Origin of the sequence: Mixta tenebrionis (assembly GCF_006517625.1) — a bacterium.
Taxonomy (GTDB): domain Bacteria; phylum Pseudomonadota; class Gammaproteobacteria; order Enterobacterales; family Enterobacteriaceae; genus Mixta; species Mixta tenebrionis.
In genome coordinates, this window is record NZ_VHQI01000014.1 from 37,313 (window position 1) to 52,492 (window position 15,180).

Consider the following 15,180-nt stretch of genomic DNA (forward strand, 5'->3'; position numbering starts at 1 on the left):
CGCAAAGCCCGGCCGCGCAGGTTTACAGCCAGTTTTTACGCTTGAAGTAGAGATAGGGAGCCAGTCCCGCCAGGATCATCAGGCCAATCGCGCCGGGGTAGCCGAAGCTCCATTTCAGCTCCGGCATAAACTCAAAGTTCATGCCATAGCTGGAGGCAACCAGCGTCGGGGGCAGGAAAACTACCGATACCACCGAGAAGATTTTAATAATGCGGTTCTGCTCGATATTGATAAAGCCCATCGCCGCCTGCATCAGGAAGTTAACCTTCTGAAACAGCGATTCATTATGCGGCAGCAGCGATTCGATATCGCGCAAAATTTCCCGCGCCTGCTCCAGCTGATTGCCAGGCAAACGCGCCTTACGCACCAGGAAATTGAGCGCGCGCTGGGTATCCATCAGGCAGAGACGTACCTTCCAGCCGATATCCTCCAGCTCCGCCAGCGTCGAGAGCGCCTGATCGAATTCATCGCCCTGCTGCCCTTCCATAATTACGCGGCTGAGCTTTTCCAGATCGCTGTAGATGTTTTCAATTTCATCCGCCAGCTGCTCAATTTTGGTTTCGAACAGATCCAGCAGCAGCTCATAGGCGTTGCCGTCAATCAGCGTCTGGCTGCGGGCGCGCATACGGTAGAGACGAAAAGCCGGCAGTTCGCGTTCGCGCAGCGTATAGAGACGGCCCTCGCGAATGGTAAACGCCACGGTGGCGTTGCCGGCGTGGTCTTTGGCATCTTCGTAGAAAAAGAAGGAGTGGATATGCAGACCGTCCTCATCTTCGAAGAAACGCGCCGAGGCCTCGATATCCTCCAGCTCAGGACGGGTGGCCAGGCTCTGGCCCAGCTCGCACTGTACGCGCTCGCGCTCCGCCTCTTCCGGTTCAATAAGATCGACCCAAACCGAAGAAACCAGGTCTTCCGGCGTATCTTCCAGCTCCAGGCGGGTAAGGCGGCTGTGATCCAGTTTAAAAGCGCTCAGCATAGCTGTACTCCCAATTTGTCATTCAAACGGGACAATACGCCAGAACACGGAAACCTGAGTTTCAGTCAGTGATAAACGCTAACTCGCGCGACGGGAAAAGAGGTCGCTGACAACCACAAAGGCTACCAGCATAAGAGGATGGCCTTAGGGGTTGTACCTGTTGATAAGGTGATTGAGCCAGCATCGACTGGGAGTGTCCAAGGCGAAAGTCCTCTTAGGGTAATCGTGCGCGCATGTTACGCTGAGACGAAAAAGGCGTCAAGCGCCGCCGGACGCCATCGTCAAACGTCTGACCAGGCGGCGCCAGCGGTTGCGCAGCGCGCCTCTCACCAGATGAGCGTAGCCTGCAGCGCAAGGCTACGCCGGGGCAACGGCCAAACTATACCGCTTCGAGGCGCGCATAGGCGGCAACCAGCCACTTGATGCCCTGCCCCTGAAAAGCCACCTGCAAACGGCTGTGATCGCCGCTGCCTTCCAGATTGATAATGGTGCCTTCGCCAAATTTAGCGTGGCGCACGCGCTGGCCCAGGGTAAAGCCGCTGTCATTCTGCGCCAGCGGCGTCCCCATACGCTGGTGGTTAACCGGGCGGCTAACGCTGGCGCGCAGCCGTACCTCATCCACGCACTCTTCCGGCAGCTCGCCGATAAAGCGCGACGGGCGATGGTACACCTCTTTACCGTACAGGCGACGCGTTTCGGCATAAGTCAGCGTCAGCTTTTTCATCGCGCGGGTAACGCCGACATAGGCGAGGCGGCGCTCTTCCTCCAGCCTGCCGCCCTCATCAAGCGACATCTGGCTGGGGAACATCCCCTCTTCCATGCCGACGATAAATACCTGACTGAACTCCAGCCCCTTCGCCGCGTGCATGGTCATCAGCTGCACCGCGTCCTGCCATTTATCCGCCTGGCCTTCGCCCGCTTCCAGCGCGGCATGCGACAGAAACGCCTGCAGCGGCATCAGATCTTCATCTTCTTCCTGGTAGCTGTACTGCCGCGTGGCGTTAACCAGCTCCTCTAAGTTTTCGATACGCGCCTGGCCTTTCTCGCCCTTCTCCTGCTCATACATCAGCCACAGCCCGGAATCTTTAATCACCCGGTCGGTCTGCACGTGCAGCGGCAGCTCAACGGTTTCCTGCGCCAGCGCATCCACCAGCTCGGTAAAGCGCTGCAGCGCGGCGGCGGCGCGTCCGGCCAGCGCTTTCTCCTGCAGTAGCGCACGGCTCGCCTGCCATAGCGTCAGCTGACGATCGCGCGATGTCTGGCGCACCACGTCAAGCGTGCGATCGCCGATGCCGCGCGTCGGCGTGTTCACCACGCGCTCAAAGGCGGCGTCGTCGTTGCGGTTAGCGATCAGGCGCAGGTAGGCCAGCGCATCTTTAATTTCCTGCCGTTCGAAGAAGCGCATACCGCCATAAATGCGGTACGGCATACTGGCCTGCAGCAGCGCCTCCTCCAGCACGCGCGACTGGGCGTTGCTGCGATAGAGAATAGCGCAGTCGTTCAGCGCGCCGCCGTTTTCCTGCCAGACCTTAATGCGGTTGACGACGAAACGCGCCTCATCCAGCTCGTTAAAGGCGCAGTAGATCGAAATCGGATCGCCATCGCTGCCGTCGGTCCACAGCTCTTTGCCGAGGCGTCCATTATTGTTGGCAATCAGGGCGTTAGCTGCTTTCAAAATATTATTGGTAGAGCGGTAGTTCTGCTCAAGGCGAATGGTTTCCGCGCCGGGGAAATCGTTCAGGAAGCGCTGGATGTTCTCGACCTGCGCGCCGCGCCAGCCGTAAATAGACTGATCGTCATCGCCGACAATCATTACCCGGTTACCGTCGCCGGCCAGCAGGCGAATCCAGGCGTACTGGATGCTGTTGGTATCCTGAAACTCATCCACCAGGATATTGGTAAAGCGTTCGCGATAGTGATTAAGAATGTGCGGTTTATTGAGCCACAGCTCATGAGCGCGCAGCAGCAGCTCGGCAAAATCGACCAGCCCGGCGCGATCGCACGCCTCCTGATAGGCCTGATAGATGCGCAGCCAGGTTTGCTCAACCGGGTTGTTGTAGCTTTCAATGTGCTGCGGACGCAGGCCGTCATCTTTTTTGCCGTTGATGTACCACATCGCCTGACGCGCGGGCCACTGCTTATCATCCAGATTCATCGCCTTAATCAGGCGCTTCAGCAGGCGCAGCTGATCTTCGCTGTCGAGGATCTGGAAATCCTGCGGCAGGCCCGCGTCGAGATGGTGCGCGCGCAGCAGACGGTGCGCCAGACCGTGAAACGTACCGATCCACATGCCGCCCTGGCTGGTGCCGATTAGCTGTTCGATACGATGACGCATTTCCGCTGCGGCCTTGTTGGTAAAGGTGACCGCCATAATCGAATAGGGCGAGCAGTTCTCCACCGTCAGCAGCCAGGCGATACGATGCACCAGCACGCGTGTCTTGCCGCTGCCCGCGCCCGCCAGCACCAGCAGGTTGTTGCGCGGCGCCGCAACGGCCTCGCGCTGTTTATCATTCAGGCTGTTTAGCAGGTCAGAAACGTCCATAAGCACCGTCAGTCAGGAAAATGCGCCAGTAAAGTCACTGGATATTTGTACAGAAGATTATAACAACGCGGTCAGCGATGCCAACTGCGTAATTTCCACGTGCGGCAGCAGCCGCGCATCCGGGATATGCATCAGGTTGCCGGCGCGCAGGTTGATCCAGCACGCCTGCATGCCGCAGCGTACCGCGCCAGCCACGTCGGTAGTGAGATCGTCGCCAACGTGCAGGATATTTCCCGGCGCGATGCCCAGCCGCTGCGCCGCCAGATGGTACATATCTTCAAAAGGCTTGGCGCGTCCGTGCGGGCCGGCGCGCAGCACAAACTGAAAATAGCGATCGAGGCCGAACAGATGCGGCTCCGCGTTACCGTTAGTGATCGCCACCAGCGGCACTTTCTCCGCCAGCGCGGCCAGGGTGTCATGCGTTTCCTGCGGTATGCTGATCCGGCTGCGCCAGTGGGCGAAAACCGCCATCACCTTGTCCGCGCCTTCCCGCGCTTCAGCGCAGGAGAGACCAGCATTCAGCAGCGCCTGCTCAACGGTACGGCGTCGCCATTCGGTGACGTCGTGGTAGATATCCGGCTCCTGGGCCAGCAGCTGGTCACGCAGCTGCTGATAAGCCGCGGTGGAGAAGTCATTCAGCGCCGGGTGGTAAGCCTGTAAAAAGCGGTGCGATTCCAGCGTGGTTTTAATAATTACCGGATGATTGTCATACAGCGTGTCATCCAGATCGAAAGTGATCGCTTCGATCGGCCTGAGCCGACGATAAAAATGCATCAGGATTTCCCTCGTTTGGCGCGCGGATGCGCCGCATCATACACCGACGCCAGGTGTTGAAAGTCGAGATGGGTATAAATTTGCGTGGTGGAGAGGCTGGCATGGCCAAGCAGCTCCTGTACCGCACGCAAATCGCCGCTGGATTCCAGCATATGCGTGGCAAACGAATGGCGCAGCTTATGCGGATGAATATGGCTGCTGGCGCCCTGCTTCACGCCCCACTCGGCAAAACGTTTCTGCACGTTGCGCGGCGAAATGCGCCGCCCCTCTTTCGATATAAACAACGCATCATCCTGCGGAGCAAAAAACTCACGCAGCGCCAGCCACTTTCGCACCCACTCCGTCGCGGTGCGGCCAATCGGCAGGCGGCGCTCTTTGCTGCCTTTACCCGTAACCCATACTTCGCCCGCGTCAAGATCGAGGTGGCGACAGTCAATTCCCACCAGCTCAGCAAGACGCAGCCCGGCGCCATACATCACTTCCATCATGGCGCGATCGCGTACCGCCAGCGGATCGCTCTGGTCGATAGCCAGCAGCTGATTCACCTCATCAACATCGATGTTTTTCGGCAGATGACGCGCGGCGCGCGGCGCGGAAACGCCTTTCGCCGGATTCGCCTTCAGCGCTCCCTGGTCTATCATCCAGTCAAGAAAGCTGCGCAACGCGGAAAGCCGCAGCGCCAGGCTGGCAGGCTGCAAACCGGCGCGACGGCCGCGCGCCGTCAGCGAACGCACGTGCGCCGGCTCCAGCTGCGCCCAGTCGGCGATTTTCAGCTCGCCCAGCAGCTGTATAACCGTATCAAGCTGACGCGCGTAGTTTTTCTGCGTCAACGGGCTAAGCTGGCGCTCCACTTTCAGGTAGCGCAGAAAGTCCGCGACGGCGGCCTGCAGCGGAAGCCTTGCACTCATACGCGCGCCACCCAGCGGCTCAACAGTTCCGGCAGCATCAGCGCCAGATAGTGCAGCAATAGCGTGCCCTGTCCAGGCTGATAGTGATGCGTATCGCGGCTGCTGAAGATCAGCACGCCCAGCTCGCCGCGCTCGCCGAACAGCGACATCGCGACCGATCCTACCGCGCGCGCCTGAGGCAGCAGCAGCAGCAGTTCCGGCCCGTTAAGCGAGCCGAGATAATGCTGATCCTTACCGAGCCGCTGAATACGCACCGGCTCGAACGCCTGACGCGACAGCGCCAGCTGTGTAAAGCTGGAGGGCGCGCCCAGCTGCCAGCGATCGCTGAACAGGCGCACGTCGGCGCTTGCCAGGCCAAGCTCGCGCGCCCAGCGCTGCAGCCGGTTAAGCATCTCCTGTAAAGAAGATGCTGAAGCTAAATGGCCCTGCAAACTTAACAGTCGATCGAAAAGCTGATGGTTTGCCGAAGCCTGTTCCATCAGCTGAGTGATTTCGTTTTCCAGCTGGTGAATATGGTTGCGCTGACGCGCCATATGCCACTCCACCAGCGAAACGCTGCCGCGTACCGGATGCGGCACCGCCATCTGCTCAACCTGGCGCGCATGGCGAATAAAGAAATCTGGATGGCGCAGCAGATAATCGCATACCGCGTCGTCGTCCAGCATCAGCTCAGCGGCGCTCTGTTCTCCAACCTGTTTCATAAATGAATAAACCCGTCATAAACATGCGTGGCCGGCCCGGTCATATAGAGCGGATGTCCTGGCCCTTTCCAGGCGATATGCAGCGTGCCGCCCGGCAGATCGACCCGTACTTTTTCCGCCAGCAGCCCCTGCTGGATGCCGCTGGCTACCGCCGCACAGGCGCCGCTGCCGCACGCCTGCGTTTCGCCCGCGCCGCGCTCATAGACGCGCAGGCGAATATGGTCAGCGCTCACCACTTCCATAAAGCCCACGTTTACCCGCTCCGGGAAACGCTCGTGGCTCTCCAGCACCGGCCCCAGGGTTTCCACCGCCGCCGTTTTGATGCTGGCGACCTGAATCACGCAGTGCGGATTTCCCATCGAAACCACGCCGAACATAATGGTCTGTTCCGCAACGCGCAGCAGGTAGAGGCTTTCCGCCTTGTTGGCGCGAAACGGCACCTGCTGCGGTTCAAAGTTCGGCTCGCCCATATTTACCCGCACCAGCTCGTCACCGGTAACGCTGAGCACCATGCGCCCGGTCTGGGTGCTGACGCGAATATCGCTTTTGTTAGTCAGGCCTTTCAGGCGCACAAAGCGGGCAAAGCAGCGCGCGCCGTTGCCGCACTGCGCCACCTCGCTGCCGTCGGCGTTAAAAATGCGATAGTGGAAATCGAGATCGGGATCGTAAGGCGGCTCGACGATCAATAGCTGATCGAAGCCGATACCCAGATGTCGATCCGCCAGACGGCGGATCAGCTCCGGCGAGAAATAGACGTTTTGCGTAACGGCGTCAACAACCATAAAGTCATTGCCAAGACCGTGCATTTTTGAGAACTGCATTTTCTGCTCCGCCGGCTGGGCCATCATCGTTACTGCGTCGCTTGTTGGTCCACATCCGGGCTGGTCAGGCTATTTTCCTGCTGGCCATCCGGCTGGGTCGCCGTTGAAGTTGAAGAAGGCGCGCTTTGCTCTACCGGCGGCTGCGGCGCACTCTGTTTCGGCTTATCCTGCGGCGGAAAATAGAGCGGCCCTTTCAAACCGCAACCGGCCAGGCTGGTTAACGCCAGCGTCATTGCCAGCAGACAAATGATTTTCTTCATGCTTTTCCTGCTTATGTTTAATGCGTTTACCTGGTTGCTTATCATCGCAGCTGACTTTGGAAAAGCAACAGGAAAAGGTAATGTGGCGTGCTGCCTCTCACTGTTGCCGAACGATGTAGTAAAATGCGGCGACAGGTATACTGCGCCAAAACCCAGAGGATGCAACGATGAATGACAGTGAATTTCACCAGCTGGCGGATAGCCTGATGCTGAAGCTTGAGGAACAGCTCGACGCCTGGGACGGCGATAGCGATATTGATTATGAAATCCATGCCGGCATCATGACGCTCAGCTTTGAAAACGGCAGCAAAATAATTATTAACCGCCAGGAACCGCTGCATCAGGTTTGGCTGGCGACCAAAGGCGGCGGCTACCACTTTGATTACCGCGACGGACAGTGGATCTGTAACCGCAGCGGCGGTGATTTCTGGCAGCTGCTGTCGGAGGCCTGCAGCACGCAGGCTGGCGAGGCGGTATCACTGCGTTAATCACGCCGGCGCGCGCCGATAAAAGTATTTAAAACCCGCCGGCCATCAGCACTGGTCCGCCTGAAAATCTGGCGGACTTCAGCAGCCATGCTGTCCCCCTGGATCACACGAAATCGCGCAGCTGAAGCTGTAGCCGCAACGAAACGTGCTGAATAGCGACTTCGTGCGCCTGTTGAGCGGCGGGTAAAAGCGGATAAGCCATTCACCCCGCCCTGGCGGGCTTTAATAAACCTGAAAGCGCTGCGGGTAATCGCCGTTGCTCTCCGGAACGTTAGCGCAGAGCTGGGCGATCGTCTGGCTGCGGAACGGAATCACCTGGGTACGATCGTCTACTTTTACCAGCTGGTAGAACTGCGGCAGGTTAAAGTTGACGAAGCTGGAACCGTAGGTAAAGCGATCGTGCGAGGAGGAGTAAAAGCGGCTGACGTCGCGCACCAGCTCCTCTTTGCTGCCTTCGCAGTGGTGGTAAACCTCGATGCGATTAGCCTCATCCAGAATATAGATATTGAAGCCGCTGTCTCTGTTGGTATCTTCAAAGAAAAACTGAATGATCCCTTCGCTGGCGTAGCCGTTTACCACCGGCGGCAGCTGTACCTGCTCGGTTTCAACTTTAATCGACAGGCCATGCAGCTTGTTATTGGAGATCGCGCCGTAAAACTCCACCGCGTTTTCCAGCTTCTGCACCGAAACGCCGAGGCGTTCAAAGAACAGCCCCCAGGTTTGCCCGGCGACCCGCAGCGCTTTAAAACGTCCTGGTTCCTGGCGCGTACTGGAGAGACGCAGCTCAATACATTCGGAAACCAGCTGCTGCACGCGCGTGCGGATCAGGCCGCGCAGATGCTGACTGTAGCAGAACACCTCTACCGCATCAGGCGGCGCGGCATCCTGGTGCATCTTGCCAAGAATGGTTTTTAACGCTTCCAGCATCGCCTGCTCGCCGTTGAAATGCAGCGTGCGCACTTCGTTCCACGAGTTGCGGTAGAGTAAATCCACGCTGCCGATCAGGCACTGCTGCTGCTGCCCGAAGCTGAAAACATCCAGCTTGCGAAAATCGAAATGCACCACCTGGTTGCGGAAAGCCGCCGTCGGGTCATATTCCAGATTCACAATCAGCGCCAGATGGCGGATTTCACAAGGGCTGTAGAGCGCTTTCGCCGTCGGCACCGGCAGACGCAGCGGAAAATGATGCGATACATCCGCCACCAGCTCCTGCAGCAGCGCCAGATCGCACAGCTCATTGCCTTTGATATGCAGCTGCGTTCGCTCCGTCATCAGCCCGTTGAACCACGCCCAGGCCACCAGCTTATTCAGATAGCGGTTATACTCCAGCGGCTGATGGCTGATGATGGAATTCATATCCGGCGCCTGGTTATACAGATACCAGCCTGCCCGGTTAGCGCGTCCCGCCGGAACATGAATAAAGGTGAGATGCGGCTCCGAAAGATCGGGCGAAATCTGCGGGTTGACCAGCGTGACCTTGCCGGGCAACGCCTCAAAAGCGGCATACAGCTTACGCGTCAGCACGCCGATATCCTGCGGGCTGGCGCTGACGCTTAAGTTGTTGCGGCGGGCGAAGCGAATCAGGTTACGATAGCTCTGCATCATCGCATCCAGCAATTCATTATGCGCTTCGCGCACGCGTTCGATTTTCCAGTCGGCGCGGCTGTCGAGCACCGCCAGGCGCGCTTCATCCCAGCCCCATTCACTGACCAGCTGCGCCAGAATTTCACGGCGCCAGCCGGAACGCGACGGGTTTTCATTCTGCGACAGCTTTTCACAGACTTTCAAATAAAAGCAGCGGCGTACCAGATCGAGCCGCGCATGATCGTCGATACCGATCAGGTATTGCGTTACGCGCTCCAGCATCATGCAGTAAGCATCCAGGCCAAACGAGACGATCTCGCCATCGTGCAGGCGCTGTTTAGTATCCATCGCCAGCAGACGGGTGCGCGGATATTCCCAGGAATAGGCCTCCAGCAGCAGCGTTTTCAGTACCGCTTTGTAAGGCGAATCGATACTTTTATAGAGCTGCCACAGGCTGGCGCCGAAATACTCTTCGGCGGAAAGGGTGCTGAGCCCGCCTAAATCGAGCCATTCGTTCGGCGTCAGCACGCCCTGCGCATACAACGACATCACATAGTCATCGTAATGTTCTTCTTCCTCGCCCGGCACCATATTCCACAGAATACGTTTGCCCGCCATGCGAACCGCCGTACGGTAAAACTCATCCAGTAGCAGGATGTGCTGGGTGGAGCCGCAATCCTCGCCGCCGAGGCTGCCGCTTTCATTATGACGGAAACGGTTTTCATCAATCAGGAAGAAGCTGACCTCAACGCCCATCGCCGCGCACCAAATCTGCAGCAGCTGACATTTTTTCTGAAGTGCCAGGCGCTCTTCGTTATCAAGCCACGACTGATGACAGACCCAGATATCGAGATCGGAGGTACTGTTTTGGCCTACCGAAGAGGTACTCCCCATGGAGTAAACGCCGGTAATCGGCATCTCTCCTTTCGGCGGCACAGCAACCGATTGGCCTGATTTATGCTCAATATCAGTAAGGTAGCGCTGCTGGTTTTCATCAGGCGTGTAGAAGCTGATGCCGTAGGGAACGTTACCTTCAAGGTAGCCCGGCATCTGCGGATGATGATAATGTAATAAGGTCGGCAGCAGACTGTATACCTGCTGGAAAGCAGGACCCATAGCGGCCAGCGCGCGATCGACACGCAGCTGGTTAATGGCATCCAGTCTCTGTTTCAGTGTCTCAATGTAGAGGTACAAGACGTCTCGCCTGATTATCCCAGTGCTTACAAATAACCCCGTTTCCCGGACCTGCCACATGGTATGAAAAATTTTCAGGCAGATTACTGCTGGAAACGTGATCAATTTAACACTTGGCTGGTTGACCGTAAAGAAAGTTGCGCTACTTAACAGTTTAGCACGCTTTATCCACCGATTGACCTGGCCTCTCCCTTCTACGCTTTTCCTTCCCGTTCAAAAATCGCGGTAACTGACAGCCTTCCTGTAACAATGATAGGATAATCAGTGAACGATCAAAACGGTATCAAGCATGTTAGACAAAATTTTAAGAATTGCCACCAGGCAAAGCCCGCTCGCTTTATGGCAGGCACAATATGTTCAGCAGCGCCTGATGGCCTGCCATCCGGGCCTGCGCGTAGAGCTGGTGCCGATGGTGACGCGCGGCGATATCATCCTCGATACGCCGCTGGCGAAAGTAGGCGGCAAAGGTCTGTTCGTTAAAGAGCTGGAGCTGGCGATGCTGGAAAACCGTGCTGATATCGCCGTGCATTCTATGAAAGATGTGCCGGTAGCATTTCCGCAGGGGCTGGGACTGGTCGCGATTTGCGAACGCGACGATCCGCTGGACGCCTTTGTCTCAAACCGCTACGCCACGCTGGATGCTCTGCCGCCGGGAGCGATCGTTGGCACCTCCAGCCTGCGTCGACAGTGCCAGCTGGCCGCGCTGCGCCCCGATCTGCTGATTCGCTCGCTGCGCGGCAACGTTGGTACGCGCCTGTCGAAGCTGGATGCCGGCGATTATGACGCCATTATTCTTGCCGCCGCCGGCCTTAAGCGCCTCGGCCTGCAGGATCGCATCCGCTACGCGATTCCCGCTGAAGTTTCCCTGCCCGCCGTTGGCCAGGGAGCGGTTGGCATTGAATGCCGCCTCGACGATGAGCAAACCATAATGCTGCTGGCGGCATTAAATGATGAGGATACCGCAACGCGCGTAAAAGCGGAGCGTGCGATGAATACGCGCCTGGAAGGCGGCTGCCAGGTGCCAATCGGCAGCTATGCGGTGCTGGAAGGCGACAATATCTGGCTACGCGGCCTGGTCGGCTCCCCGGACGGCGTTTCTATGATTCGCGGCGAGCGGCGCGGTCCGCGCCATCAGGCGGAGCAGCTGGGTATTTCGCTGGCGGAAGAGCTGCTGAGCAACGGCGCGCGTGAAATTCTGCATGAGGTCTATCAGGGGAATCCGCCGCAATGAGTATTCTCGTCACCCGCCCTTCTCCCGCAGGCGTTGAGCTGGTGACGCGTCTGTGCGCGCTGGGCCATACCGCATGGAGCTTTCCTCTGATTGAATTTACGCCGGGGCGCGAGCTGGCGCAGCTGGCAGCACAGCTTGCGGCGCTGGCGCCGGGCGATCTGGTTTTTGCGCTTTCTCAGCACGCCGTTGAATATGCGCAACCCTGTCTGCGCCAGGCAGGGCTAAGCTGGCCCGCTGCGCTAAACTATTATGCGATAGGACGCAGTACCGCGCTGGCGCTACACGGCGTCAGTGGTTTAACGGTAGCCTGGCCGCAGGAACGCGAAACCAGCGAAATGCTGCTGCAGCTGCCGGCATTACGCCGTTTAAAAGGTAAGAACGCGCTGATCCTGCGCGGCAACGGCGGACGTGAGCTGCTGGGTGAAACGCTGGCGCAGCGCGGCGCGCAGGTCCGTTTCCTTGAATGCTATCAGCGTTGTGAGAAATATTATCACGGGCCCAGCGAAGGAAAGCGCTGGCGCGACCGCGCTATCGATACGCTGGTGGTGACCAGCGGTGAGATGCTACAACAACTTTATCGGCTGTTTCCGGCGATCGATCGCGAGGAATGGCTGTTGCGCTGTCGGCTGGTAGTCGTCAGCGAACGTTTGGCTACCCTGGCCAGGGAACTTGGCTGGAACCGTATCACGGTAGCTGATGGTGCTGATAACGATGCGCTGGTGCGCGCGTTACAATAAACTTGAAAATGGGATGTGCCACAATGACGGAACAAAAAGATTCCTCCGCCATGGTTGAAGAAACCAATTCCGCGGCAGAAACAAAAAAACCGCCTGTTCAAAAGCCCCCGCGTAAATCAGGCCAGACCGGCACCGCTCTCAGCGCGCTGGCGATTGTTATCGCTCTGGCGGTCGGCGCCGGGCTATGGGTTAATGCGCATCAACAGGCGCAGCAGCAGGCTCAGGCCAGTCAGGCGCTAAGCGAGCAGCTAACCGCACTACAACAGCAAAATGAACGCGAAAAAACGCAGCTGGAGCAGCGCCTCAGCGCGCAAATTAAAGAATTGCAAGCGGCGCAGCAGCAGCAGGACGCGCTGGCACGACAGCTGGACGAAATAAAAGAAAAAGTGGCCGCGATTTCCGGCAACGATGCGCGCACCTGGCTGCTGGCGCAGGCCGACTATCTGGTTAAGCTGGCGGGCCGTAAGCTATGGAGCGATCAGGACGTCACTACCGCGGCGGCGCTGTTGAAAAGCGCGGACGCCAGCCTCGCCGATATGAACGATCCCAGCCTGGTGCCGGTACGTCGGGCGCTAACGCAGGATATCAGCGCCCTTTCCGCCGTCAGTCAGGTGGACTATGACGGCATCATCCTGAAGCTCAACCAGCTCTCTAACGGCGTCGATAATCTGCGCCTGGCGGATAACGACAGCGACAGCGCGCCGATGGATGCCGACAGCAACGAGCTTACTTCATCGCTGCGCGAGTGGCGGCAGAACCTGGTGAAAAGCTGGCACAATTTTATGGATGATTTCATTACCATCCGCCGCCGCGATAACACCGCAGAGCCGCTGCTGGCGCCGAATCAGGATGTCTACCTGCGGGAAAATATCCGCTCGCGCCTGCTGATCGCCGCACAAGCGGTACCGCGTCATCAGGATGAGATCTACCGTCAGTCGGTGGATACCGTCTCTACCTGGGTGCGCGCCTGGTTTGATACCAGCGACGCCAGCACAAAATCTTTCCTCGCGCAGCTTGATGATTTAAGCCAGCAGAGCATCTCTATGGAGATCCCGGAAGCGCTGGAAAGCCAGCCGCTGCTGGATAAGCTGATGCAGACGCGGGTGCGTAACCTGTTGGCGCAGCCGACAGAACCGGCGCAGCCGCAGCAGGGAGAGTAACCATGCTAAAAGTCTTTGTGCTGTTTCTGCTGTTGATCGCCGGGATCGTTATCGGCCCGATGATCGCGGGCCATCAGGGCTATGTGCTGATCCAGACCGACAGCTGGAATATTGAAACCAGCGTTACCGGCCTGGTGATTATTTTAATTGTAGCGCTGCTGGTGATCCTTGGCGTTGAGTGGCTGCTGCGCCGCCTGTTTCGTACCGGCGCCCGAACGCGCGGCTGGTTTGCCGGACGTAAGCGTAACCGCGCCCGGCGCCAGACGCATCAGGCGCTGGTGAAGCTGGCGGAAGGCGATTACCGGCAGGTAGAAAAACTGCTGTCGCGCAATGCCGATCACGCTGAACAGCCGGTGGTTAACTATCTGCTGGCCGCCGAAGCCGCCCAGCAGCGCGGCGATGAAGCGCGCGCTAATCAGCATCTGGAACGCGCTTCCGAGCTGGCCCAGAACGATCCGATTCCGGTAGAGATTACCCGCGTGCGTATTCAGCTGGCGCGTAATGAAGATCACGCGGCCCGTCACGGCATCGATCGTTTGCTGGATGTCGCGCCGCGTCATCCTGAAGTGCTGCGTCTGGCAGAGCAGGCTTATGTTCGTACCGGCGCATGGAGCGCCCTGCTCGATATTCTGCCGGCAATGGAAAAAACCCAGGTCGCCAGTGAAGAACAGGTCAACGCGCTACGCCAGCAGGCCTGGCTTGGCCTGATGAATCAGGCGATGGCGGAACAGGGCAGCGATGGTCTGAAGCGCTGGTGGCAAAGCCAGAGCCGCAAAACGCGCCATGAGACTACGCTGCAGGTGGCGATGGCGGATCACCTGATCGCCTGCGACGATCATGAAACCGCCCAGCAGATCGTGCTGGACGGGCTGAAGCGTCACTACGATGAGCGTTTGATCCTGCTGATGCCGCGGCTGAAAAGCGGTAATCCGGAGCAGCTGGAAAAAGCCCTGCGCCAGCAGATTAAACAGCACGGCGCCACGCCGTTGCTGCACAGCACCCTGGGGCAGCTGCTGATGAAACACGGCGAATGGCAGCAGGCAAGCGATGCGTTCAGGGAGGCGCTTAAGCAGCGTCCTGACGGTTATGATTACGCCTGGCTCGCCGATACGCTGGATCGCCTGCATCACCCGGAAGAAGCGGCGCAAATGCGGCGCGAAGGCCTGCTGCTGACGTTACAGAATAATCGCTAAGCTTAAGCGCAATGCAAAGCCGGGATCTTCCCGGCTTTTTTTTGACCCCTCTGAAAGCAGGCAAAAAAAAACCTGCCCACAAGGGCAGGTATAAAATCAGGTCGGTAAGACAACCGAATTGGTACCCGACTCAACGTAGTGTCCTGCTACTCCAATAAAGCGAACGATATTGGCCGGTTGGACAACAGGTACCTGAATGGCTCTGCATCATTCCTGGGTTTATGAAGCCAGGGGCAAACATAAGGAGTGGAATGAGCATCTACAGGCATATTATTGCATAAGCCGTGCCAAAACCGAACTTATCTGAAAATATTTTTCTATATGACTGAATATAAACAGTAAATTTTAAAAAACACCCATTTTTAACTTTCAGGACTTGTCGCAGAGAAGCAACAACTATAAACCTGCGATGTCTCCGTTAAGAGACAAAAAGCGCCCTTGCGTAAAAAAATGTTATTTATCAAAATATTAAATGTCTTCACTTTGCGACAAAGCCACGAATATTTCCCTGCCGTTTTTAATCCTCTTCTCCAGCGGGCGGCTTATCAGAGGCGCGAATCGGCAAAAAGCGGAGCCTGAGGCTGCGATAAAAAAATGAGACGCTAAAGGCG

General features: G+C 57.7%; 14 protein-coding genes. 5 read left to right on the plus strand and 9 right to left on the minus strand.

Features of this window, described 5'->3' with window-relative positions:
* Positions 1-22 precede the first annotated feature (22 nt).
* From corA to lptM, 8 genes are all read right to left on the minus strand, one after another.
* On the minus strand, positions 23-976 hold the full coding sequence (gene corA, locus FKM52_RS18525; protein ID WP_141177643.1) for a magnesium/cobalt transporter CorA: 954 nt from the start codon (positions 974-976) through the stop codon (positions 23-25).
* Positions 977-1,120: 144 nt separating this feature from the next.
* The gene (gene ysgD / locus FKM52_RS22255; RefSeq protein WP_377091675.1) at positions 1,121-1,177 is read right to left on the minus strand and encodes a YsgD/CorL family protein; all 57 of its coding nucleotides are present in this window, start codon (positions 1,175-1,177) and stop codon (positions 1,121-1,123) included.
* A 178-nt stretch (positions 1,178-1,355) separates the two neighbouring features.
* Entirely contained in the window at positions 1,356-3,518 is a 2,163-nt protein-coding gene (uvrD, locus tag FKM52_RS18530) for a DNA helicase II (RefSeq protein ID WP_141177644.1), read from the minus strand.
* Positions 3,519-3,575: 57 nt separating this feature from the next.
* Positions 3,576-4,292, minus strand: a complete 717-nt coding sequence (gene yigB / locus FKM52_RS18535; RefSeq protein ID WP_141177645.1) for a 5-amino-6-(5-phospho-D-ribitylamino)uracil phosphatase YigB — start codon at positions 4,290-4,292, stop codon at positions 3,576-3,578.
* Entirely contained in the window at positions 4,292-5,200 is a 909-nt protein-coding gene (gene xerC, locus FKM52_RS18540) for a tyrosine recombinase XerC (RefSeq protein ID WP_141177646.1), read from the minus strand. Before xerC ends, yigB begins: the two co-directional genes overlap by 1 nt.
* The gene (locus tag FKM52_RS18545; protein WP_141177647.1) at positions 5,197-5,901 is read right to left on the minus strand and encodes a DUF484 domain-containing protein; all 705 of its coding nucleotides are present in this window, start codon (positions 5,899-5,901) and stop codon (positions 5,197-5,199) included. Before FKM52_RS18545 ends, xerC begins: the two co-directional genes overlap by 4 nt.
* On the minus strand, positions 5,898-6,722 hold the full coding sequence (dapF, locus tag FKM52_RS18550) for a diaminopimelate epimerase (protein ID WP_141177648.1): 825 nt from the start codon (positions 6,720-6,722) through the stop codon (positions 5,898-5,900). The genes FKM52_RS18545 and dapF overlap by 4 nt, the downstream gene beginning before the upstream one ends.
* Positions 6,723-6,751: 29 nt before the next feature.
* Positions 6,752-6,982, minus strand: a complete 231-nt coding sequence (gene lptM / locus FKM52_RS18555; protein WP_141177649.1) for an LPS translocon maturation chaperone LptM — start codon at positions 6,980-6,982, stop codon at positions 6,752-6,754.
* Positions 6,983-7,149: 167 nt separating this feature from the next.
* Here lptM and cyaY point away from each other — a divergent pair, with 167 nt between their 5' ends.
* The gene (cyaY, locus tag FKM52_RS18560) at positions 7,150-7,470 is read left to right on the plus strand and encodes an iron donor protein CyaY (RefSeq protein WP_141177650.1); all 321 of its coding nucleotides are present in this window, start codon (positions 7,150-7,152) and stop codon (positions 7,468-7,470) included.
* Between the two features lie 222 nt (positions 7,471-7,692).
* Here the strand turns inward: cyaY and FKM52_RS18565 are convergent, their stop codons facing one another.
* Positions 7,693-10,248, minus strand: coding sequence for a class I adenylate cyclase (locus tag FKM52_RS18565; protein ID WP_141177651.1), 2,556 nt, complete (start codon positions 10,246-10,248; stop codon positions 7,693-7,695).
* 289 nt (positions 10,249-10,537) lie between these two features.
* Here FKM52_RS18565 and hemC point away from each other — a divergent pair, with 289 nt between their 5' ends.
* Genes hemC through hemY form a run of 4 tightly spaced genes read left to right on the plus strand, consistent with a single transcriptional unit; the run spans position 10,538 to position 14,569 of the window.
* On the plus strand, positions 10,538-11,479 hold the full coding sequence (gene hemC / locus FKM52_RS18570) for a hydroxymethylbilane synthase (RefSeq protein WP_141177652.1): 942 nt from the start codon (positions 10,538-10,540) through the stop codon (positions 11,477-11,479).
* Positions 11,476-12,216: a uroporphyrinogen-III synthase gene (gene hemD, locus FKM52_RS18575; protein ID WP_141177653.1), complete on the plus strand. Its 741-nt coding sequence runs from the start codon at positions 11,476-11,478 to the stop codon at positions 12,214-12,216. The genes hemC and hemD overlap by 4 nt, the downstream gene beginning before the upstream one ends.
* Positions 12,217-12,239: 23 nt before the next feature.
* Positions 12,240-13,376 (plus strand): uroporphyrinogen-III C-methyltransferase, encoded by a 1,137-nt coding sequence (gene hemX, locus FKM52_RS18580; protein ID WP_141177654.1) that lies wholly within the window; start codon positions 12,240-12,242, stop codon positions 13,374-13,376.
* Positions 13,377-13,378: 2 nt separating this feature from the next.
* Entirely contained in the window at positions 13,379-14,569 is a 1,191-nt protein-coding gene (gene hemY / locus FKM52_RS18585; RefSeq protein WP_141177655.1) for a protoheme IX biogenesis protein HemY, read from the plus strand.
* The last annotated feature ends 611 nt before the right edge of the window (positions 14,570-15,180 follow it).

Bases quoted from the DNA above. Each gene is read 5' to 3' on its own strand.
- lptM (WP_141177649.1), bottom strand. From the start codon at position 6,982: ATGAAGAAAATCATTTGTCTGCTGGCAATGACGCTGGCGTTAACCAGC.
- corA (WP_141177643.1), bottom strand. From the start codon at position 976: ATGCTGAGCGCTTTTAAACTGGATCACAGCCGCCTTACCCGCCTGGAG.
- FKM52_RS18545 (WP_141177647.1), bottom strand. From the start codon at position 5,901: ATGAAACAGGTTGGAGAACAGAGCGCCGCTGAGCTGATGCTGGACGAC.
- hemY (WP_141177655.1), top strand. From the start codon at position 13,379: ATGCTAAAAGTCTTTGTGCTGTTTCTGCTGTTGATCGCCGGGATCGTT.
- yigB (WP_141177645.1), bottom strand. From the start codon at position 4,292: ATGCATTTTTATCGTCGGCTCAGGCCGATCGAAGCGATCACTTTCGAT.
- hemD (WP_141177653.1), top strand. From the start codon at position 11,476: ATGAGTATTCTCGTCACCCGCCCTTCTCCCGCAGGCGTTGAGCTGGTG.
- hemC (WP_141177652.1), top strand. From the start codon at position 10,538: ATGTTAGACAAAATTTTAAGAATTGCCACCAGGCAAAGCCCGCTCGCT.
- xerC (WP_141177646.1), bottom strand. From the start codon at position 5,200: ATGAGTGCAAGGCTTCCGCTGCAGGCCGCCGTCGCGGACTTTCTGCGC.
- uvrD (WP_141177644.1), bottom strand. From the start codon at position 3,518: ATGGACGTTTCTGACCTGCTAAACAGCCTGAATGATAAACAGCGCGAG.
- cyaY (WP_141177650.1), top strand. From the start codon at position 7,150: ATGAATGACAGTGAATTTCACCAGCTGGCGGATAGCCTGATGCTGAAG.
- dapF (WP_141177648.1), bottom strand. From the start codon at position 6,722: ATGCAGTTCTCAAAAATGCACGGTCTTGGCAATGACTTTATGGTTGTT.
- hemX (WP_141177654.1), top strand. From the start codon at position 12,240: ATGACGGAACAAAAAGATTCCTCCGCCATGGTTGAAGAAACCAATTCC.